General features: G+C 71.2%; 15 protein-coding genes and 1 riboswitch. Of the genes, 5 read left to right on the forward strand and 10 right to left on the reverse strand.

What is annotated here, in order from left to right:
* Positions 1–272 precede the first annotated feature (272 nt).
* Positions 273–566: a hypothetical protein gene (locus AB0B76_RS28155; RefSeq protein ID WP_360381117.1), complete on the reverse strand. Its 294-nt coding sequence runs from the start codon at positions 564–566 to the stop codon at positions 273–275.
* A 264-nt stretch (positions 567–830) separates the two neighbouring features.
* On the opposite strand from AB0B76_RS28155, the gene AB0B76_RS28160 reads away from it, so the two are divergent.
* Complete coding sequence (locus tag AB0B76_RS28160; RefSeq protein WP_360381119.1) at positions 831–3023, forward strand: vWA domain-containing protein; 2193 nt, start codon at positions 831–833, stop codon at positions 3021–3023.
* An 80-nt stretch (positions 3024–3103) separates the two neighbouring features.
* On the forward strand, positions 3104–3931 hold the full coding sequence (locus tag AB0B76_RS28165; RefSeq protein WP_360381121.1) for a DUF5753 domain-containing protein: 828 nt from the start codon (positions 3104–3106) through the stop codon (positions 3929–3931).
* A 37-nt stretch (positions 3932–3968) separates the two neighbouring features.
* On the opposite strand, the gene AB0B76_RS28170 is transcribed toward AB0B76_RS28165, so the two are convergent.
* The 6 genes from AB0B76_RS28170 to AB0B76_RS28195 all read right to left on the reverse strand — a co-directional run bounded on the left by AB0B76_RS28170 (position 3969) and on the right by AB0B76_RS28195 (position 10703).
* A complete protein-coding gene (locus AB0B76_RS28170) occupies positions 3969–5309 on the reverse strand; it encodes an ABC transporter substrate-binding protein (protein ID WP_360381124.1) in 1341 nt (446 codons plus the stop codon).
* A gap of 11 nt (positions 5310–5320) precedes the next feature.
* On the reverse strand, positions 5321–6421 hold the full coding sequence (locus tag AB0B76_RS28175; RefSeq protein WP_360381127.1) for a branched-chain amino acid ABC transporter permease: 1101 nt from the start codon (positions 6419–6421) through the stop codon (positions 5321–5323).
* A complete protein-coding gene (locus AB0B76_RS28180; RefSeq protein WP_360381130.1) occupies positions 6418–7305 on the reverse strand; it encodes a branched-chain amino acid ABC transporter permease in 888 nt (295 codons plus the stop codon). The genes AB0B76_RS28175 and AB0B76_RS28180 overlap by 4 nt, the downstream gene beginning before the upstream one ends.
* Positions 7302–9113 (reverse strand): AMP-binding protein, encoded by a 1812-nt coding sequence (locus AB0B76_RS28185; RefSeq protein WP_360381133.1) that lies wholly within the window; start codon positions 9111–9113, stop codon positions 7302–7304. Before AB0B76_RS28185 ends, AB0B76_RS28180 begins: the two co-directional genes overlap by 4 nt.
* Entirely contained in the window at positions 9110–9877 is a 768-nt protein-coding gene (locus AB0B76_RS28190) for an ABC transporter ATP-binding protein (protein ID WP_360381135.1), read from the reverse strand. The genes AB0B76_RS28185 and AB0B76_RS28190 overlap by 4 nt, the downstream gene beginning before the upstream one ends.
* A 91-nt stretch (positions 9878–9968) precedes the next feature.
* On the reverse strand, positions 9969–10703 hold the full coding sequence (locus AB0B76_RS28195) for an ABC transporter ATP-binding protein (RefSeq protein ID WP_360381384.1): 735 nt from the start codon (positions 10701–10703) through the stop codon (positions 9969–9971).
* Between the two features lie 301 nt (positions 10704–11004).
* Positions 11005–11166, forward strand: a riboswitch (cyclic di-AMP (ydaO/yuaA leader).
* A 41-nt stretch (positions 11167–11207) separates the two neighbouring features.
* Between AB0B76_RS28195 and AB0B76_RS28200 the strand changes: the two genes are divergently transcribed.
* From AB0B76_RS28200 to AB0B76_RS28210, 3 genes are read left to right on the forward strand one after another with little or no spacing between them, the layout of a single operon-like run.
* Positions 11208–12122: an NlpC/P60 family protein gene (locus AB0B76_RS28200; RefSeq protein ID WP_360381138.1), complete on the forward strand. Its 915-nt coding sequence runs from the start codon at positions 11208–11210 to the stop codon at positions 12120–12122.
* Positions 12123–12177: 55 nt separating this feature from the next.
* On the forward strand, positions 12178–12960 hold the full coding sequence (locus tag AB0B76_RS28205; protein WP_360381140.1) for a methyltransferase domain-containing protein: 783 nt from the start codon (positions 12178–12180) through the stop codon (positions 12958–12960).
* A 54-nt stretch (positions 12961–13014) separates the two neighbouring features.
* The gene (locus tag AB0B76_RS28210) at positions 13015–13428 is read left to right on the forward strand and encodes a hypothetical protein (RefSeq protein ID WP_360381142.1); all 414 of its coding nucleotides are present in this window, start codon (positions 13015–13017) and stop codon (positions 13426–13428) included.
* Positions 13429–13593: 165 nt separating this feature from the next.
* Here the strand turns inward: AB0B76_RS28210 and AB0B76_RS28215 are convergent, their stop codons facing one another.
* From AB0B76_RS28215 to AB0B76_RS28225, 3 genes are all read right to left on the reverse strand, one after another.
* Positions 13594–14517: a sigma-70 family RNA polymerase sigma factor gene (locus tag AB0B76_RS28215; RefSeq protein ID WP_360381145.1), complete on the reverse strand. Its 924-nt coding sequence runs from the start codon at positions 14515–14517 to the stop codon at positions 13594–13596.
* 379 nt (positions 14518–14896) lie between these two features.
* A complete protein-coding gene (locus tag AB0B76_RS28220) occupies positions 14897–15889 on the reverse strand; it encodes an NAD-dependent epimerase/dehydratase family protein (protein ID WP_360381148.1) in 993 nt (330 codons plus the stop codon).
* 393 nt (positions 15890–16282) lie between these two features.
* Positions 16283–17209 carry a glycoside hydrolase family 16 protein gene (locus AB0B76_RS28225; RefSeq protein WP_360381150.1) on the reverse strand — a complete coding sequence of 309 codons (927 nt, stop codon included), beginning with the start codon at positions 17207–17209 and terminating at the stop codon, positions 16283–16285.
* Positions 17210–17314 lie beyond the last annotated feature (105 nt).

Below are 17314 nucleotides of genomic sequence, written 5' to 3' on the forward strand. Positions count from 1 at the left end.
GTCGGCGCGGCGCAGGAGGTCGCTGGCGTCGCACCTTGGCCAGGGCGAGCAGGCCCGCGAAGAGCATGAGCAGGATGGCGAAGAGCGTCCACGAGGAGCCGGTGACGCTGGTCAGGCTCACCGAGGCGCGGACCGCGAAGAACCAGGACACGAGCGCCGCGGCGGCATGTCGAGGCCGAAGGTGATCAGGTCGCGGCGGCTGCGCCGGCCCATCGGCAGGCCCAGCAGGGCCCAGACGAGCACGACGATACTCCAGCTCGCTGACGATGGCGCTATACCTCGGGTGCGCCGGGGCTGAGCAGGGAGTCGCAGGCGCTGCTCACGACGGCGGCCAGCAGCACGCCGAGGATCGCCGCGAGGTGGCGCCAGAAGCGGCCGGTGCGGCGGTCGGGCGCGGCCCGGCCGGTCCGGGCACAGACGACGGCGGCGAGGACCGCGCAGGCCGGGATCGGCAGCCACCCGAGGGCGGGGTGCAGCAGCGGCCGGGGCCACCGGGCCGCCAGCCCGGCGACGCCGAACGCGGCGAGCCCCGCCGTCCAGCGCAGCAGCCGCAGGTCAAGCGCCATGGTTGTCGATCCCTCCCCCGGTGGATGTCACCAGACAACAGATCGGCGGGATTCTTCCGAACCTGAGCGCCCGGGCTGAGGCCTTCGCCACCATTTCGGGGTTATGCGGCAAAGAATCCGGTCTCCAGATACCGCAAGTCGAACTCATGATCAGTACGTAGTCGAGTGGTCACATATCGACGGCCGCCGGTGCTAGGTTGGCCGCATCGCGCTTCCTCACCCTCGCGCACCGTAGCGGGCTCGCAGAAGAGAGAAAGGGATGCCATGACGGAGGGCCGGCATCACAGGCGTCGTGACGACGACGACCTCACGGCCGACGGGATCTACGTCCCGCCCCCGCGCGAGATGCCCCGGCCCCGCTCCGAGCCGCCCGCCGCCGCCCCCTCCCCGTGGGCCCCCGCGGCGCCGGGCAAGCCGGCCGCGCCACCCCCTGCGCCAAGGCCGGCGCCGCCGCCGGAGCGACCCCGACGGCATCCCGAGCAGGCCCCGAGCGATGCACGATCGTCGGCGTGGACCGAGCGCCCCTCCCCCTGGGCGCCGGCCGACGGCGACGAGTACTCCGACGACCACCCCGCGGAGTACGAGGAGGAAGAGCCGTATGCGCCGGTGGAGGACCTCCCCCCGCCTCCACCGGCGCATACGGCCGCGAAGGCGCCCCGGCGCGAGGACTGGCTGCCGCCGCTCTATCCGCAGGAGTGGCCCCCGACCCCCACCCAGCACGACTGGAAGCCGGCCCCGCCCCCGCCGCCGCCCGCGCCCCCGGCGCCGAGGCCCGAGCACCGGTCCGGCACCCGGTGGTGGGTCGCGGTCGGGGTGGTGATCGTCGCGCTCGCCGTGGCCGCCGGGGTGGCCGTCGGGCTCAACCTCGCCTCGCGCAGCGGCGCCGACCACCCGGAGGGCACGGCCGGGGCCGCCGGCACGACCTGCGGGGGCCGTGAGGTGCTGCGCGCCACCGTCACCCCCGAGCTCGCCCCGGTCGTGGAGCGGGCCGCCGCCGACATCGGCGTCAACCAGCCGGGCGGCTGCCAGCTGGTCGCCGTCACCGCCACCGACACCTACGCGGGCGGCGAGGCCTGGATCCCGGCCACGGCCGGCTGGGCCAAGCTCGCGAAGTTCGACTACGCGGCCGACCCGGTCTCGCTGGCCCGCACGCCCGTCGTCATCGCCTCGACGCGGGCCTACGCCGAGTCGCTCGGCTGGCCCGGCAAGCAGCCGACGTGGGCCGGGCTGGGCGCCGCGCTCAACAACGGCCAGGGCCCGAAGCTCAGCATCGGCAGCCCGCTGCACGACACCGCCGGGTTGCTCGCCGCCATGGAGATCCAGAGTGCGATGGCCCGCACCACGACCGACCCCGGCATCGCCCAGATGCGGGCGCTGTCGGTGCGGGCCCGGCTGGCCGACGCCGAGGCCGAGCCGGCCAAGCTGCTGGAGAAGATGGCCCAGCAGACCGACGCGGCCAAGGCGCTGCGCGACGTGGGGCTGTTCACGCTCACCGAGCAGGACTTCTGGAAGTACCAGCAGAGCCGCCACCCGGTCGCCATGGCCGCGCTGTACCCGGCCGACGCCATCGCCGAGGCCGACTTCCCGCTGCTGCTGACCCCGAAGGCGGCCGGCGACGGCGAGCTCACCGCGCTCGCGGGCCGCCTCGCCGAGCGGATGCACGCCAAGGACTTCGCGGAGCAGCTCACCAGCCGCGGGCTGCGGCCGGTCGGCGACGCGGCGCCGAGCGGCGACGGGCTCACGGCGCAGTACCAGGCGCCGATCGGCCTGCCGGACAACGTGGTCGAGTGGGCCGCCACCTGGGCCCAGTACCGGCGGCTGGCGTACCACGCGCTACTGCTGGTGGACGCGTCCGCCTCCATGAACGACGAGGTGCACGACCGGGCGGGCAACGTGACCACCAAGGCGGGGCTGCTGCGCTCGGCCGGGGTACAGGCGGCCCAGCTCTTCGGCGATGAGACAAGTCTCGGCGTGTGGATGTTCGCCTCGCCCACCGCCGACGCGCCGCCGTTCACCGTGGTGCTGCCGTTCGGCCCGATCGGCGAGAGGGTCGGCGACGTGCCCCGGCGCGAGGCGATGCGCAAGGTGGCGGAGCAGTACACGGCGCTGCCGAAGGCGGGGACGCCGCTGTTCGAGACGGTCCTGCGCGGCGTGGGCGACCTGAAGGACCGGTCCGCCTCCGACGCGGTAAGCCTCGTCGTGGTGCTCACCGACGGGCGCGACCAGGACTCGCGCTTCGCCATGCCCACCGACCAGTTCCTGGCCCGGCTGACCGGGTTGCGCGACCCCGGGCGGCCGGTGCAGGTGTTCGCGATCGGCTACGGTGGCGACGCCGACATGACCGTGCTGCGCCAGATGGCGCAGCTCACCGGGGGCCGGGCGGTCGCCTCCAACGACCCCGGCGACCTGGCCAGCGCCATGGCCAAAATCTTTCTCGCAGCCCACGCGCCCAGATAGGTGCATCTGCCGCAATCCGGGTAGACAGGCGGAGCCCTCGACCGGGGCGATGCCATCTGTTTGCGATTGGGGTGATGGCCATGAGCGGGCCTATCGTGGGCAAGCGGCGCCTCCGTGCCGAGCTGAGACGGCTGCGGCGCGAGCGCGAGCTGACCCAGGACCTGGTGGCCGCCGAGATGGAGTGGTCGCTGTCCAAGCTCATCCGCATCGAGAACGGCACGGTCGCCATCTCCGTGAGCGACCTGCGCAGCCTGCTGGCCTACTACCGGGTCCACGACCCGAAGACGGTCGACGAGCTGCTGGAGCTGGCCCGGGCGGCCAAGCGGCGGATGTGGTGGGACGAGTACCGCCCGACGTTGTCCGCGCAGCTGGTCACCTACGTGGGCTTCGAGGCCGAGGCGGCCCGGGTCGGCGAGTGGGCACCGATCATGTTCCCGACGCTGTTGCAGACGCGGCGGTACGCGCACGCGACCACCGACGCGGAGTCCCCGGCCGCCGAGCGGCGGGTCGAGTTCCACCTGCGGCGCCAGGAGGAGCTCTTCGCCCGCCCGGAGCCGCCCCGCGTCCAGCTCCTGCTGGACGAGTCGGTGCTGCGCCGCGGGCCGGTTCCCGGCGATGAGGCGCTGCTGGTCGACCAGCTCGAGCACACGGTCGACCTGGCACAGCGCCCGTATGCCGATATCCGGGTGGTGCCGCTCGACGCCGGCTACCACCCGGGCTGGGACGGCGACTTCACGCTGCTGGAGTTCGGGGCCGACGACGGCGTGCTCTACCGCCAGCACCTGCTCTGGGAGGAGCCGGAGCTCATCACGGCGTACCGCACCGTCTTCGAACGCCTCGTCCAGCGCGCCCTGACGCAGGAGGCCTCGATCGAGCTCATGCGCCAGGTCGCCTCGGATCTCAAGTGACTCGCGGGGCCCCTGCACGGCAGGGGCCCCGCACCGCTCACAGCTTCTCGTAGCAGGGCTTGTCGAGCTTGTAGTCCTTCGCCGTCGGGCCGACGAAGTAGTCCTTGATCAGCGGCACGACGGTGGTGCCGTTGCCGCCCGCCGGGTTGTAGATCAGCGACTGGCGGAACTGCCCGTCCACGCCGGCGGCGTAGTTGCCGGCGCCGTCGGGCAGCATGCCCTCGTAGTCGACCTTGGTCAGGGACTTGGCCGCCTTGACCAGGCCGGCGCGGGTCAGGTCGCCGTCGGCCTGGGCCTTCTTCAGCGCGGAGAGCAGCGGGTAGGACCAGACCCAGCCGGCGGTGTACCCGTCGTTCGGCGTGATCGACGAGCCGAGCGCCTCCCGCATCGCCTTGTGGCCGGGCGAGTCGGTCGTGAACGTCTTCCACGGCGCGGACTGCAGGTAGAGGGCCTTGAGCGCCGGGGCGGCGGGGCTCTGCAGCAGGCCCGGGTTCCACGAGGGGCTGGTGCCGATGAACTTGCCGGTGTACCCGCGCTGGGCGGCGCCGCCGACGACGGCCGCGGTGTCGGCCGGGCCGGTGGTGATGATGACCAGGTCCGGCTTCTGGGTGACGATCGAGTTGATGGCGCCGGCCTGCTTGTCGGTGCCGGAGTCGGTCTTCACGTCGATGAACGTGAAGCCGTTCTTCTCCGCGGCGATCTTGGCCCCGGCGGCGGCGTCGTCGCCGTAGTCGCCCGCCAGGTGTACCGCCATTACGGTCTTGGGCTTGAAGGCGTCCTTGGCGTAGTCGACGGCGTTCATCGACTCGAAGCAGTAGTTGGCGCCGGACTCGAGGATGTTGTCCTCGAACGCGTACGCCGACGTCCACGCGGCCGGGGCGGCCAGGATGTTGTTCTGCTTCATGTCGGGCAGGATCGCGGCCGTGGTCGGCGAGCCCAGCGACTGCGCGAGCGCGAGGATCTTGCCCTTGATCTCCTGGTACACCTCGTTGTGGGTCTGCGGGTTGTACTTGTTGTCGCGCACGTAGGTCTCGGCGTCGATGTCGTACCCGCCGATGCCGCCCTGGGTGTTGACGCGCTTCCAGAACGCCTTCTGCGACTCGGTGATCGGCACCGCGAGCGCGTGGAACGGCCCGACGGTCAGGTCGGAGATGATGCCGAGGTAGATGCAGCCGCGGTCCTTGTGCTCGGACTTGGGGCAGGGCTCCTTGGTGATGCCGACGTCGGTCTTGGTGCCGCCGGCGTTCTGGGTGGTGTTCTTGTCCTCGCCTCGGCAGGCCGAGAGCCCGGCCGCGGCGAGGACCGCGGCCAGGGTGAGGGCGATCGACCGTTTCAAGGACGACGCGACAAGCGAGGGCTGAGAACCGTGCGACTTCATGGGCAGGCTCCTTAGTACGAGAAGGGCCAGGCTTTCCAGTAGTTGCGAAGCCGTATCCAGATGCCGAACAGCCCCCGTGGCTCGAAGATCAGGAACACGATGATCAGCACTCCGTAGAGCACGGTCTCGAGCTGGTAGGCATTGGGCGACTCCGCCGGGGACGAGCTGATGAACGGCAGGAGCGACGGGAGCTCCCGGGTCAGCCGCGGCAGCAGCGTGATGAGGAAGGCGCCCAGGACCGCGCCGCTGACGGTCCCGGCGCCACCGATGAGGACCATGGCGATGAACTGCACCGACAGCAGCAGGTCGAAGGAGGTCGGGTCGAAGTAGCCGGCCCCGACGTAGAGCAGCGCACCGGCGCAGCCGGCGTAGAACGACGAGACCCCGAAGGCGACCGTCTTGTAGCGGGCCAGGTTCACCCCGATCACCCCGGCCGCGATGTCGCGGTCGCGGATGGCGGTGAGGGCCCGGCCCACCCGGGAGCGCGCCAGGTTGCGGGCGGCCAGCGCGCCGAGCAGCAGCAGGACCAGCATCAGCAGGTACAACTTCTGGTCCCTGGTCAGGAAGGCGTCCGACGTGTTGAGGTCGTAGCCCAGCAGCGACGGCGCCGGCGGCTGGCGGCCCACGCCGGGCCCGCCCGTCAGCTCGGACCAGCCGTTGATGACGTGCCCGCCGATGAAGACCAGCCCGAGGGTGACCACGGCGAGGTAGAGCCCGCGCAGCCGGGTGGCCAGCGGCGCGACGAGCATCCCGGCCAGCGCCGCGACCAGGCCGGCCGCGGGCAGCCACACCAGGATCTCGGTGACGCCGAGACCGATGGTGCGCGCCTCGGGGTCGCCGGCGATGGCGGCCGCCGTGTAGGCCCCGATGGCCAGGAAGAACGCGTGGCCGAGCGACACCTGGCCGGCCAGGCCGGTGACGATGTTGAGGCCGAGCGCGCCGAGCGCCGTCACGCAGGCGAGGGCGAGCAGCTGCAGCATGTCGTCCTGGATCAGGAACGGCAGGGCCAGCACGAGCAGCAGGCCCACGACGACGAAGGTGCGCTGCACGGAGCTGCCGAACAGGGCGAAGTCCTGGGCGTAGGCGGTGTGCAGCAGGGGACGCTTTCTCATACGCGCGTGACCTCCCGGGTGCCGAACAGCCCGTACGGGCGGACCAGCAGGACGAGCAGCATTACGACGTAGGGCGTGACGACCGAGAAGTTGCCGCCGAGCCACGGCAGGTGGCCCTGATAGGTCGCGGTGACCTCCTGCACCACCCCGACCACCACCCCGCCGATGACCGCGCCGGGCAGCGAGTCGAGCCCGCCGAGGATGATCACCGGCAGCGCGGTCAGCGCGACCAGCCACAGCGACTCGCTGACGCTGCCGCCGACCGCGGCGAAGGTGCCGGCCACGGCCGCGAGGGCCCCGGCCAGCGCCCACGACATCGCGAAGACCGACCCGACGCTGACCCCCTGGGCGAGCGCGGCCTCCTGGTCGTAGGCGGCGGCCCGCATCGCCAGACCGGTTCGGGTGTACCGGAAGAAGGCGAACAGCCCCGCGATGAGCACGGCGGTCGTGAGCACCATCGCCACGTGCCGCTGCTCGACGACGATCCCGCCCGGCAGCTTGAACACCTTCAGCCCCCACGGGTCGCCGACGTGGCGCACGTCGAGGCCGATGAAGGCGTTGTCGGCGACCCGCACGGCGACGTCGATACCGAGCGTGATGATGGCGACGGTGAACACCGGCCGGCCGATCATCGGGCGCACCGCGAGCCGCTCGACCCCGAGGGCGAGGCCGCCGGTGAGCGCGGCCGCGGCGAGCAGGGCGAGGAAGAAGCCGAGCGGGCCGACGAGGTACGTCACCAGCACCGCCCCGGCCAGCATGAACGACGGCTGGGCGAAGGAGATCACCCGCGTCGCCTTGTAGATGATCACGAAGCCGAGGCCCAGCAGCGCGTACACGCTGCCGGTGCCGACGCCCCGCAGCACGCTCTCGAGCAGATCCTTCACGCGGGACTCCGGTACATCTCGTCGCTCCGGTACATCTCGTCGACCTCGGCGCGGAAGGCCTCGGCGACCGCGGCGCGGCGCACCTTCTGCGTCGCGGTCAGTTCTCCGGTCTCGTGGTCGAGCTCCTTGGGCAGCATCCGGAACTGCTTGAGCTGCTCCACCGGCGCGCGGCCGGCGTTGACCCCGTCGACGATGCCGCGCACGAGGGCCAGCACCTCCGCCTTGGCGGACAGGTCGCGATAGGTGGTGTAGGCCAGGCCCTGCCGCTGGGCCCACTCGCCGACGGTCTCGAGCTCGATGCCGACCAGGGCGGTGAGGTACGCGCGCCGGTCGCCGACGACGACGGCCTCCTTGATGTACGGGGAGGCCTTGAGCGCGTTCTCGATCTCGCTGGGGGCGACGTTCTTGCCGCCCGCGGTGATGATGATGTCCTTGGCCCGGTCGGTCACGCTCAGGTACGTGCCGTCGAGCACGCCGATGTCGCCGGTGCGCAGCCAGCCGTCCGGGGTCAGGGCGGCGGCGGTGGCGGGCGCGTCCGCGAAGTACCCCGCGAAGGTGCCCGCGTGCCGGGTCTGGATCTCGCCGTCGTCCGCGATGCGCACCTCGACGCCGCGCTGGGGCTCGCCGACGGTGCCGAGGCGGATGCGGCCCGGCCGGTTCGCGGTGGCGATGGCGGCGTTCTCCGTCATGCCGTACACCTCGTGCATCGGCACCCCGATGCCCATGAAGAACCGCAGCACCTCGGGCGCGACCGGGGCGGCGCCGCTGGCCGCGTACCGAATCTGCCGCAGCCCTATCCGCTCCCGCAGCGCGCGGTAGCAGCACAGCCAGCCCAGCGCGTAGCGCAGCCGGCTGCCGGCGGTGTGCCGCCCGCCGTTGGCCGCGAGGGTGGCCCCGATGCCGTCGGCGACCCGCAGCCACAGCCGGGCGTTGGCGCGTTTGATCCGCGTGGCGCCGGCGATGCGCGTGGTGACGCCGGCCAGCATCTTCTCCCAGATGCGCGGGACGCCGAAGAGGATCGTCGGCTGTACCTCACGCAGGTCCGCCTGCACCGTCGCGATCGACTCGCCGAAGTGCACGACCACCCCCGTGGCCGCGCCCAGCCACACGGTGAAGACGCGCTCGGCGACGTGACACAGCGGCAGGTACGACAGCAGCAGGTCGCGCGGGCCGGGCGGCGGGTCGGTGAGGCCGCCGTCGCCCCGCAGCACGTCCACCGCGAAGTCCACATTGGACACCGTGAGCATCGCGCCCTTGGGCCGCCCGGTCGTGCCCGAGGTGTAGACGAGCGTCGCCAGGTCGCCGGGCTCGGCCGCGAGCTCCAGGGGCGGGGCCGGCCCGTCGGCCAGCATGTCGTCCCACGACAGCAGGCGGTCGTTCTGGTACCGGTTGCGGATGCCCTTCGGGTCGAGGTACACGATCCGCTGCAGCTGCGGGCACTCCGCCAGCACCGCCAGGGCCTTGTCCACCTGCTCCTGGTCCTCGGCGATCAGCACCTTCGCGCCGCTGTGGGCCAGCAGGTAGCCGACGTCGGCGGCCGGGCTGGTCGGGTAGAGCCCGACGGTCGCGGCCCGCAGCGCCACCGTGGCCACGTCGGCGTATAGCCACTCGGGCCGGTTCTCGGCCAGGATCGCGACGCGGTCGCCGGGGCCGACGCCGAGCCCGCGCAGCGCGTGCGCGACCGACTGCGCCGCGTCCCAGTACTGCCGCCAGGTGATCTCGCGCCAGATCCCGCGGTGCTTCTCCCGCAGGGCGACCGCGTCCGGGGTCCGGCCGGCCCGGTCGCGCACGAGGGTGGCGATCGTCATTTCGTCTCCCCCAGGTACGCCCGGATCACGTCCGGGTTCTGCTGGACCTCTTTCGGGGTGCCGCACGCGACCGGCACGCCGAAGTCGACCACCAGCACCCGGTCGGCGAGGTCCATGACCAGGCCCATGTCGTGCTCGACGAGGATCATCGGGATGCCCAGCTCGTCGCGGATGTCGAGGATGTACCGGGCCATGTCCTCGGTCTCCTCGAGGTTCATCCCGGCCACCGGCTCGTCCAGCAGCAGCAGCCGCGGCTCCATGGCCAGGGCCCGGCCGAGCTCCACCCGCTTCTGCACGCCGTAGGGCAGCAGCCCGACCGGCATCCGGCGCCACTGGGCGAGCTCGAGGAAGTCGACGATCTCCTCGACCCGGGCCCGGTTGGCCAGCTCCTCGCGGCGGGCCCGGCCGAGCCAGGCGATGGCGGCCAGGGTGCCGTAGCGCATGTGGTGGTGCCGGCCGAGCATCAGGTTCTCCACGACCGTGAGCTGGCGGAACAGCTCGACGTTCTGAAACGTGCGGGCGACGCCGAGCCGGGCCACCCGGTCCGGGCGCGCGCCGGTGATGTCGGTGTCGCCGAGCAGGACCCGGCCCTCCTGCGGGCGGTACACCCCGGAGATCACGTTGAAGATGGACGTCTTCCCGGCGCCGTTGGGGCCGATCACGGCGAAGAGCTCGTCGGCGCCGACGGTGAAGTCGACCCCGTTGATGGCCTTGACCCCGGCGAAGCTCAGCCGCACGTCACGGAACGTCAGCACGTCGCTCATGCCGTCACCTCCGCCTCGCATAGGGAACGGCAACGGCATGACGAGAGCTGAGCTTCATGATGAGCGGCCCCTCCGCTCCGCTCCGGACCGCTCATGACAGCCACCGCTTGCGGCGCTTGTAGTGCTTGACGTCGCGGAACGAGTGGGCCGCGTGCGAGCCGAGGTAGAACTCGCGGATGTCGTCGTCGGCGAGCAGCTCCGCGGCCGGCTTGTCGAGCACGACCTTGCCGTTCTCCAGCACGTAGCCGTGCTCGGCCACGGACAGCGCCATTGTCGCGTTCTGCTCGACCAGCAGCACGGCGGTGCCGGCCCGGTTGATCTCCACGATCAGGTCGCGCACCTGCTCGACCAGGCGCGGGGCCAGGCCCAGGCTCGGCTCGTCCAGCAGCAGGTAGGCCGGGTCGGACATGAGCGCCCGGCCCATCGCGAGCATCTGCTGCTCGCCGCCGGAGAGGTACCCGGCGACGGCGCCGCGCCGCTCCTTGAGCACAGGGAAGAGCGTGTACATGCGCTCCATCACCTCGGCCGCGCCGCGGCGGCGGGTGTGGGCTCCCAGCCGCAGGTTCTCCTCGACGGTGAGCTCGGCGAAGGTGCGCCGGCCCTCCATGACCTGGCTGATCCCGCGCCGGACGATGGCGGCCGGGCGCAGGCGGTGGATGGGCCTCTCGCCGAGGGTGACGCTGCCGCGGGTGACGGCCCCGTCGTGCACGCCGAGCAGCCCGGACAGAGCCCGCAACAGCGTGGTCTTGCCGGCGCCGTTCGCGCCGAGGAGGGCGACGATCCGACCCTCCGGGACGTCGAGGCTCACGCCCCGTAACACCAGCATCACATCGTCGTAGACGACCTCGAGGTTCTGGACCCGTAGCACGTTGCGGACCCCCGAACTATTTGCACCGGCGGTGTAAGAAGTTACGTGTATTTAACCCGCTCCAGAGGAGGAATCAAGTCCCGAATTCGTAACCGTCCGGCACCAAAGTCACGGTGTGGTACCGCCGATGAACCGGCAGTAATCCGGACTTTTAGGTTATTAGATATCGAGGGGGGCGCACGCCTTCCGCCCGAGGGGTGATCACGTTAAGTTAGGCCCTGGCCTGCTCGGCAGTCCGCCGTCCACCCCGGATGGCGCCGGGCAAGCGCCGCCGAATCGAACCCGCGCGCACCCGCCTCCGGGCGCGCGCGTCGAACCGGGGACCCACGCAATTCGGGGTGAATCCGCGACGCTGCGGTAGGGCGCTTCTCTTCCCGCCCGAACCCGTCAGCTAACCCGGTAGGCGGTTGGTGCAGAAGGGTCTACCCTCCCTTGTCCACTGGACATCGTGCCCGCCGGTCGGTGCTGCGGACCCTGCTGATCGGGTTCCTGTCACTCGCCGTGCTCGCACCCGCCACGGTCGCGCACGCCGACCCGACGCTGGCCGAGATCGAGGCCCAGCTCGACAAGCAGAACAAGGACCTCGAGGCCACGATCGAGTCGTGGAACAAGCTCAACATCGACATCGCCGACTCGCAGGCGAAGGCCGCCGACCTCGAGAAGCACGTGGCCGCGGCCAACGACGGCGTTCAGGCGATCGCGATCGAGGCGTTCAAGAGCAACGGCAAGCTGCGCAACCTCAACGCCATGCTGAACGCGACGTCGTCGGGCTCACTGATCGACCAGATGTCGATGCTGCAGCAGATCACGCATCAGCAGCAGAAGAGCATCGAGGAGTACCGGGCGGCCAAGACCACCCTGGACCAGACGATCGCGACCCAGAACACGCAGAAGGCCGACTTCGAGAACCAGCGCAAGCAGATCGAGGGCGATGTCAAGAAGCTCGAAGACCTGCAGAAGAAGGCCAAGAACGCCGGCAGCACCAAGGTCACCGGGGCGAACTACAACCCGGGCACCCTGCCGGCCGTCTCCGGCAACGCCGGCACCGCAGTGAACTACGCCAAGAGCAAGCTCGGCAAGCCCTACGTGTACGGCGCCGCCGGTCCGAACTCGTTCGACTGCTCCGGCCTGACGATGGCCGCATGGGCGGCCGCGGGCGTGAGCCTGCCACACAACGCCGCCAGCCAGTGGAGCAAGGTGGCCCACATCCCGCGCAGCGCGCTGGCCCCGGGCGACCTCGTCTTCTACAACGGCCTCGGCCACGTCGGCATCTACGTCGGCAACGACACGATCATCCACGCGCCGCACACCGGTGACGTCGTGCGGTATGCATCGGTAAGCGTCGACAGCATCTACGGGTACGGCCGCGTCAAGTAACGCCGCTTCTCGAAGGGCCGCTCTTTTCGAAGGGCGGCCCTTCATCATTGGCACCATGGCTTCCTGGGACCCTCAGCAGTACGAGCGCTTCGCCGAGGAGCGCGCCCGGCCGTTCCGCGAGCTCGTCGCCCGCATCCCGACGACCTCCGCGGTCGCCGTCGTCGACGTGGGCTGCGGCCCCGGCACGATGACCGCGACGCTCGCCCAGCGCTGGCCCGACGCGGCGGTCCTGGGCCTGGACTCCTCGCCGTCGATGATCACGGCCGCCGATGAGCGCCGCACCGCCCAGCTGACCTTCCAGCTCGCCGACGCGGCCGAGTGGCGGCCCCAGCGCGGCTCCCTCGACGTCATCGTGGCCAACGCCTCGCTGCAGTGGGTCGACGACCACGAGACGCTACTGCCGCGCTGGGCGGCCGCGCTGGACGACGGCGGCACCCTCGCGTTCCAGGTGCCGAGCCCCGGCTTCGACCCGGGCCTGGCCGGCGTGGCCGCCCGGGAGCGGTGGGCGCCCGGGCTCGCGGGCGCGCTGGGGGCGACCGGGCCGCGCTCGGCGACACCGGTGCTCCACGCGGCCGAGTACGTGCGGCTGCTCTCCGCGGCCGGGCTCACCGTCGACGCGTGGGAGACGACCTACTACCACGTGCTGCCGGGCGACGACCCCGTGTTCGAGTGGTTCAAGGGCACCGGGCTGCGCCCCTACCTCGACGCACTGTCGGGCGAGGACCTCGAGGAGTTCAGTGCGGACATCCGGACCGAACTGCGGCGGCTGTACCCGCGCGAGCCGTTCGGCACGATCCTGCCCTTCCCGCGCCTCTTCGTGGTCGCCCATCGGCCATGATCCGCGTCGGGTGGTTTACATCTCGGCGGGCCCGGCGTTCCTACGCTGGCGCGCGTGAGCAAAACCTGGAAGATCGTTATCTTCAGCGCGATCGGCGCCTTCCTGCTGTGCTGCGGCGGCGGCGCGGCCGGGCTGTACTTCATCGTCAACAGCGCCACCAAGGCGCCCAAGGCCGCGGCCGGGGACTTCCTGACCGCCCTCGAGTCGGGTAGGACGCAGGCCGCCTACGACATGCTGTGCGCCTCGGCGCAGCGGCAGTACGGGCCGGAGGCCTTCGACACGTACGTCAAGAAGGACCCGGTCACCGGGCACGACCTGGACTGGGGCGGCTCCTACAGCAACGTCAACGGCACCGAGACGGCGTCGATCGGCGCCAGCGTGACGTACAAGAGCAGCGGCAAGTCCAAGCACACGTTCGAGATGCTCAAGGAGAGCGGGGCGTGGAAGGTGTGCGGCAACCCGTACTAGGAGCAGGCAAAGGCCCCGGGTCTATCGACCCGAGGCCTTTCGCCGTCTTGAGTTGGGTTGTCTTGGCTAGGTGGCTCGCCGTTGGCTGGCCGGCCTGTCGGTTGGCTAGGCGGCCTGTCGGTTGGCTAGGCGGCCTGTCGGTTGGCTAGGCGGCCTGTCGGTTGGCTAGGCGGCCTGGAGCCCCTCGGCCCGGGCCAGCTCGCGCAGCCGGCCGAGCGCCTGGATCTCCAGCTGGCGGATGCGCTCGCGGGACAGCGAGAACCGCGAAGCGACCTCGGTCAGCGAGTGCTCGCGGCCGTCCTCGAGGCCGTAGCGGGCCCGCATGATGCCGGCCGAACGGTCGTCGAGGTGGTTGAGCAGGCCCTCGATCCGCTGCCGCTCCAGCGCGGCCAGGACCACATCCTCCGGCGACGGGGCGTCGGAGTCCGCGACCAGGTCGCCCAGGTTGGTGTCGCCGTCGTCACCCACGGGGGTGTCGAGCGACACGGTGTCCTGCGACCAGCGCATGAGCTCGTGCACCCGCTCGACGGGCACCCCGAGCGCGGTGGCCAGCTGCTCCGGCTCCGGGTCGTTGCCCAGCTCACGGGTGAGCTGCCGCGCGACGTTGCGCATGCGGTTGACGTCCTCGACGAGGTGCACCGGGAGCCGGACCGTGCGCTCCTGCTGCGCGATCGCCCGGCTGATCGCCTGGCGGATCCACCACGTCGCATATGTCGAGAACTTGTATCCACGCACGTAGTCGAACTTCTCGACGGCCCGCACGAGGCCGGTGTTGCCCTCCTGGATCAGGTCGAGCATCGGCATGCCGGACCGCACGTAACGCCGCGCGATCGACACCACGAGACGCAGGTTGGCCCGGATGAACCGGTCCTTCGCCCGCTCGCCGTCCGCCACGAGGCGGTGCAGCTCCGCGGCCGTCACGCCGTCGGGGATCTCGTCGCTGTCGAGTAGGTGCTCGGCGTAGAGCCCAGCCTCGACCGCCTTGGACAGCTCGACCTCAGAAGCGGCGTCGAGCAGCGGCGTGCGGGAGATCTCATGCAGGTACACGCCGACCAGGTCACGCTCCTCGGCGCCTGTGTCGGTTCGCATCTCCACTTTCACGTTCTCCACCTTCGGGCCCCTCCCCGCTCCATCCTTCGCCTTCCCCGTTCCACCCTGCTAAAACGGGTGCCCCCCGGGTATGCCCCCTACACAACAGTCAAAGCGCCTTCCGAATTCCGCCCTCAGGGGCGATTCGGTGACGACCCCTGAGAGTTGCACCACTTACCTAGACGCTCGGGAGACTGCTCCGGTTCGCTTCGGTTGCAACAAGTGATACGTGCTCTACCTGCCCGTCAGACGCCTGAATTCGCTGTGAGTTCCCTGGGAACGCCCGCGCGGGGGACGGCGGACGCTGCTCGGGCACGGTTGGTTATCGGCAAGGGTCGGGCACACGACAGCGTTTTCCCACCGGCGGGCGACCTGATGCTTACCGCTCGTGCCATTCCCGCAACAACTGCGCCTCTTCTTCGATACCCAGTCCGTTCTTCGCATCGATGTGGGGTGTGTCACGAATTGCGGCGACGGTGTCCCGGACGGTCTCGTCCAGCGGCCGGGTGCGCAGGCCGGCGGCGAGGGACGGGGTGACGTCCCGGCTGAGGAACCCCGCGTACTCCGGCAGGGGCAGCCAGAAGGGCAGCGAGCGCGGCCCGGCCCACGGGGCGACCTCGCGTTCGAGCAGGAAGTCCTGGTCGACCCAGGTGAGCTGCTGCGGTACACCAGCGCCTCCGGCGAAGCCGGCATGGAACGCCGCCCGGCTCATCGGCGCGCCGATCCCGTCGAACGCGCCCGCGAGCCCGGCGCCGGCCGCGTCCACGATCCACTCGGCGAGGTCGCGCACGTCCACGAGCTGCACCACCTCGTCCGGCCCGCCCGGAGCGAGCACCTCCCCGCCGCGCAGCGCCCGGCGCACCCAGTACTCGAACCGGTACGTCGGGTCCTCCGGCCCGACGATCATCCCGGCCCGCAGCAGGAACGTCCGGTCGGCGCCGAACCCGTCCGCCGCGAGGCGCTCGCAGGCGACCTTGGCCCGCCCGTACGACTCCGCGTCGGTCCAGGGGTCCGCGTCGAAGTCGGCGGGGAGCAGCGGCGCGGCGCCGGCGGTCTGACCGGGGGTCTCGGCGTCCGAGTACGCGGAGCAGCTGGAGACGAACGTGTAGTGCCCGACGCGACCGGCGAGCGCGGCGACGGCGTGCCGGACGTGCAGCGGGTGCCGGCCGACGTCGACGACCGCGTCGAACTCGCCCGTGACGGCGTCGAGGCCGTCGGGGCGGTCGCGGTCGGCCCGCACGAAGGCGGCGCCCTCGACGGGCGAGCCGGACTCGCCGCGGGCGGCGCAGACTACGTCGTGGCCGGCGTCGAGCGCACGCCGCGCGACGGCGCGGCCGAGGAAGACGGTGCCACCGAGTACGAGGATTCTCATCGGCCGATGATTTGCTGTCGGGGTCGGATTGGACAGGGCGTTTCGCGTCGGGCGGATCCGCTGTGCGACGAAATGGTCCGACACTCCGCGATCGGACATTTCGTATTTTTCGCCTGTCGGGGTTTATGTCGGCTTACCTGGACCTTGGGGCGGCCCGACGACGCTCGGCCGATGGTGGCGGGGTATGCGAGCTTCGCGCAGCGGGCTGCAACTGCCGTTGCGCCGGCCTGAGCGGTCGCACCGATCCCGCCCGTTGAGCAGGCCGCATGTTCCGCAGCGCCGGCCGGGCCGCCGGGCCTGCACGTCGAGCAGGGCGAATGTCCGGTCCCGCCGGTTCCGCCGATTGAGCAATCAGTGGTGCATGCCATAGCCGACAACGAAGCAACTCGGCCTTTATGCGCGGTGCGAGGACTTCGGGCGGTGCGGGCGCGTCTTGTGGATTACCAGGGCGAAGAGCGCCAAGGCCGCCGTCACCACCGCGGACACGGCCAGCCACAGCGACCAGTGCCGGTTCGGCGGCGGGCCGGACGGCATCGCGCCCTCCCTTGTGGACGGTTTGGTGACCGGCGCCGGGGTGGCCAGGTCGGTGGGCTCGAAGGACCAGATGCGCAGGTAGTCGATCTGGAACTCGGCCGGCAGCGCGGTCGACGAGCCCGGTGTGCCCGCCCGGTCGCCGGTCGTCACGGCGAAGCCGAACCAGCGCGGCTCGGTCGACACCGCGGGGTCCAGGGAGCGCTGGGTGCCGTCGACGAAGATCTTGAAGCCCGAGGGGGCCCACTCGATGACGTACGTGTGCCAGTCCCGGAACGGGCCGGTCAGCACGTTCGTGGTGGTGCCCGCGCCGTCGGAGTTGCTCACCACGGCCTGCTCGTCGCCGGGCTTCGCCATGATCTCCAATTGTGAGCCGTGCTGGGCCGCGGCGCGGTCGACCGGGCGCAGCAGGGCCATCGAGTCGATGCCCGCGCCGACCGGCACGAGGGCCCTGAACTCGTAGCGGCCGAACTGCTGCGCGGCGCCCACACAGCGGACCTCGCCGGTGACGAAGGGCTTGCCGCCGTAGGTGCGCCGGTGCAGGGCCAGGCTCAGGTGGCCGCCGGAGACCGTCACCGCCTCGGGGCGGAAGTAGCTGGCCTGGGCGCCCTCGGGGGCGCCGTCGTACGCGGAGCAGCCGGTCGGCAGCGTGCCCGCGTCGTCGAAGGAGTTGGAGAAGACCGGGCGCCAGCCGTCCGGAGCGGCGGCGTCCACCCGTTCGGGAAAGATCAGCCCACTCAGCGCGGCCGATGTGAGGACGACCAGCACGGCCGAGAACCGCCTCAGCATCGTGACCGCCTCCGTACGCGCGGTGTACCTTCCCCGGCAACGTACTAGATACCCACGGATAGCGCACCGTCGCGCAGTGTGCACTGCCCGTTCGGACGGTCCGTT

Source organism: Dactylosporangium sp. NPDC049140, from assembly GCF_040648435.1.

Bases quoted from the DNA above. Each gene is read 5' to 3' on its own strand.
- AB0B76_RS28160 (WP_360381119.1), top strand. From the start codon at position 831: ATGACGGAGGGCCGGCATCACAGGCGTCGTGACGACGACGACCTCACG.
- AB0B76_RS28175 (WP_360381127.1), bottom strand. From the start codon at position 6,421: ATGAGAAAGCGTCCCCTGCTGCACACCGCCTACGCCCAGGACTTCGCC.
- AB0B76_RS28185 (WP_360381133.1), bottom strand. From the start codon at position 9,113: ATGACGATCGCCACCCTCGTGCGCGACCGGGCCGGCCGGACCCCGGAC.
- AB0B76_RS28215 (WP_360381145.1), bottom strand. From the start codon at position 14,517: ATGCGAACCGACACAGGCGCCGAGGAGCGTGACCTGGTCGGCGTGTAC.
- AB0B76_RS28220 (WP_360381148.1), bottom strand. From the start codon at position 15,889: ATGAGAATCCTCGTACTCGGTGGCACCGTCTTCCTCGGCCGCGCCGTC.
- AB0B76_RS28170 (WP_360381124.1), bottom strand. From the start codon at position 5,309: ATGAAGTCGCACGGTTCTCAGCCCTCGCTTGTCGCGTCGTCCTTGAAA.
- AB0B76_RS28195 (WP_360381384.1), bottom strand. From the start codon at position 10,703: ATGCTGGTGTTACGGGGCGTGAGCCTCGACGTCCCGGAGGGTCGGATC.
- AB0B76_RS28155 (WP_360381117.1), bottom strand. From the start codon at position 566: ATGGCGCTTGACCTGCGGCTGCTGCGCTGGACGGCGGGGCTCGCCGCG.
- AB0B76_RS28165 (WP_360381121.1), top strand. From the start codon at position 3,104: ATGAGCGGGCCTATCGTGGGCAAGCGGCGCCTCCGTGCCGAGCTGAGA.
- AB0B76_RS28205 (WP_360381140.1), top strand. From the start codon at position 12,178: ATGGCTTCCTGGGACCCTCAGCAGTACGAGCGCTTCGCCGAGGAGCGC.
- AB0B76_RS28225 (WP_360381150.1), bottom strand. From the start codon at position 17,209: ATGCTGAGGCGGTTCTCGGCCGTGCTGGTCGTCCTCACATCGGCCGCG.
- AB0B76_RS28190 (WP_360381135.1), bottom strand. From the start codon at position 9,877: ATGAGCGACGTGCTGACGTTCCGTGACGTGCGGCTGAGCTTCGCCGGG.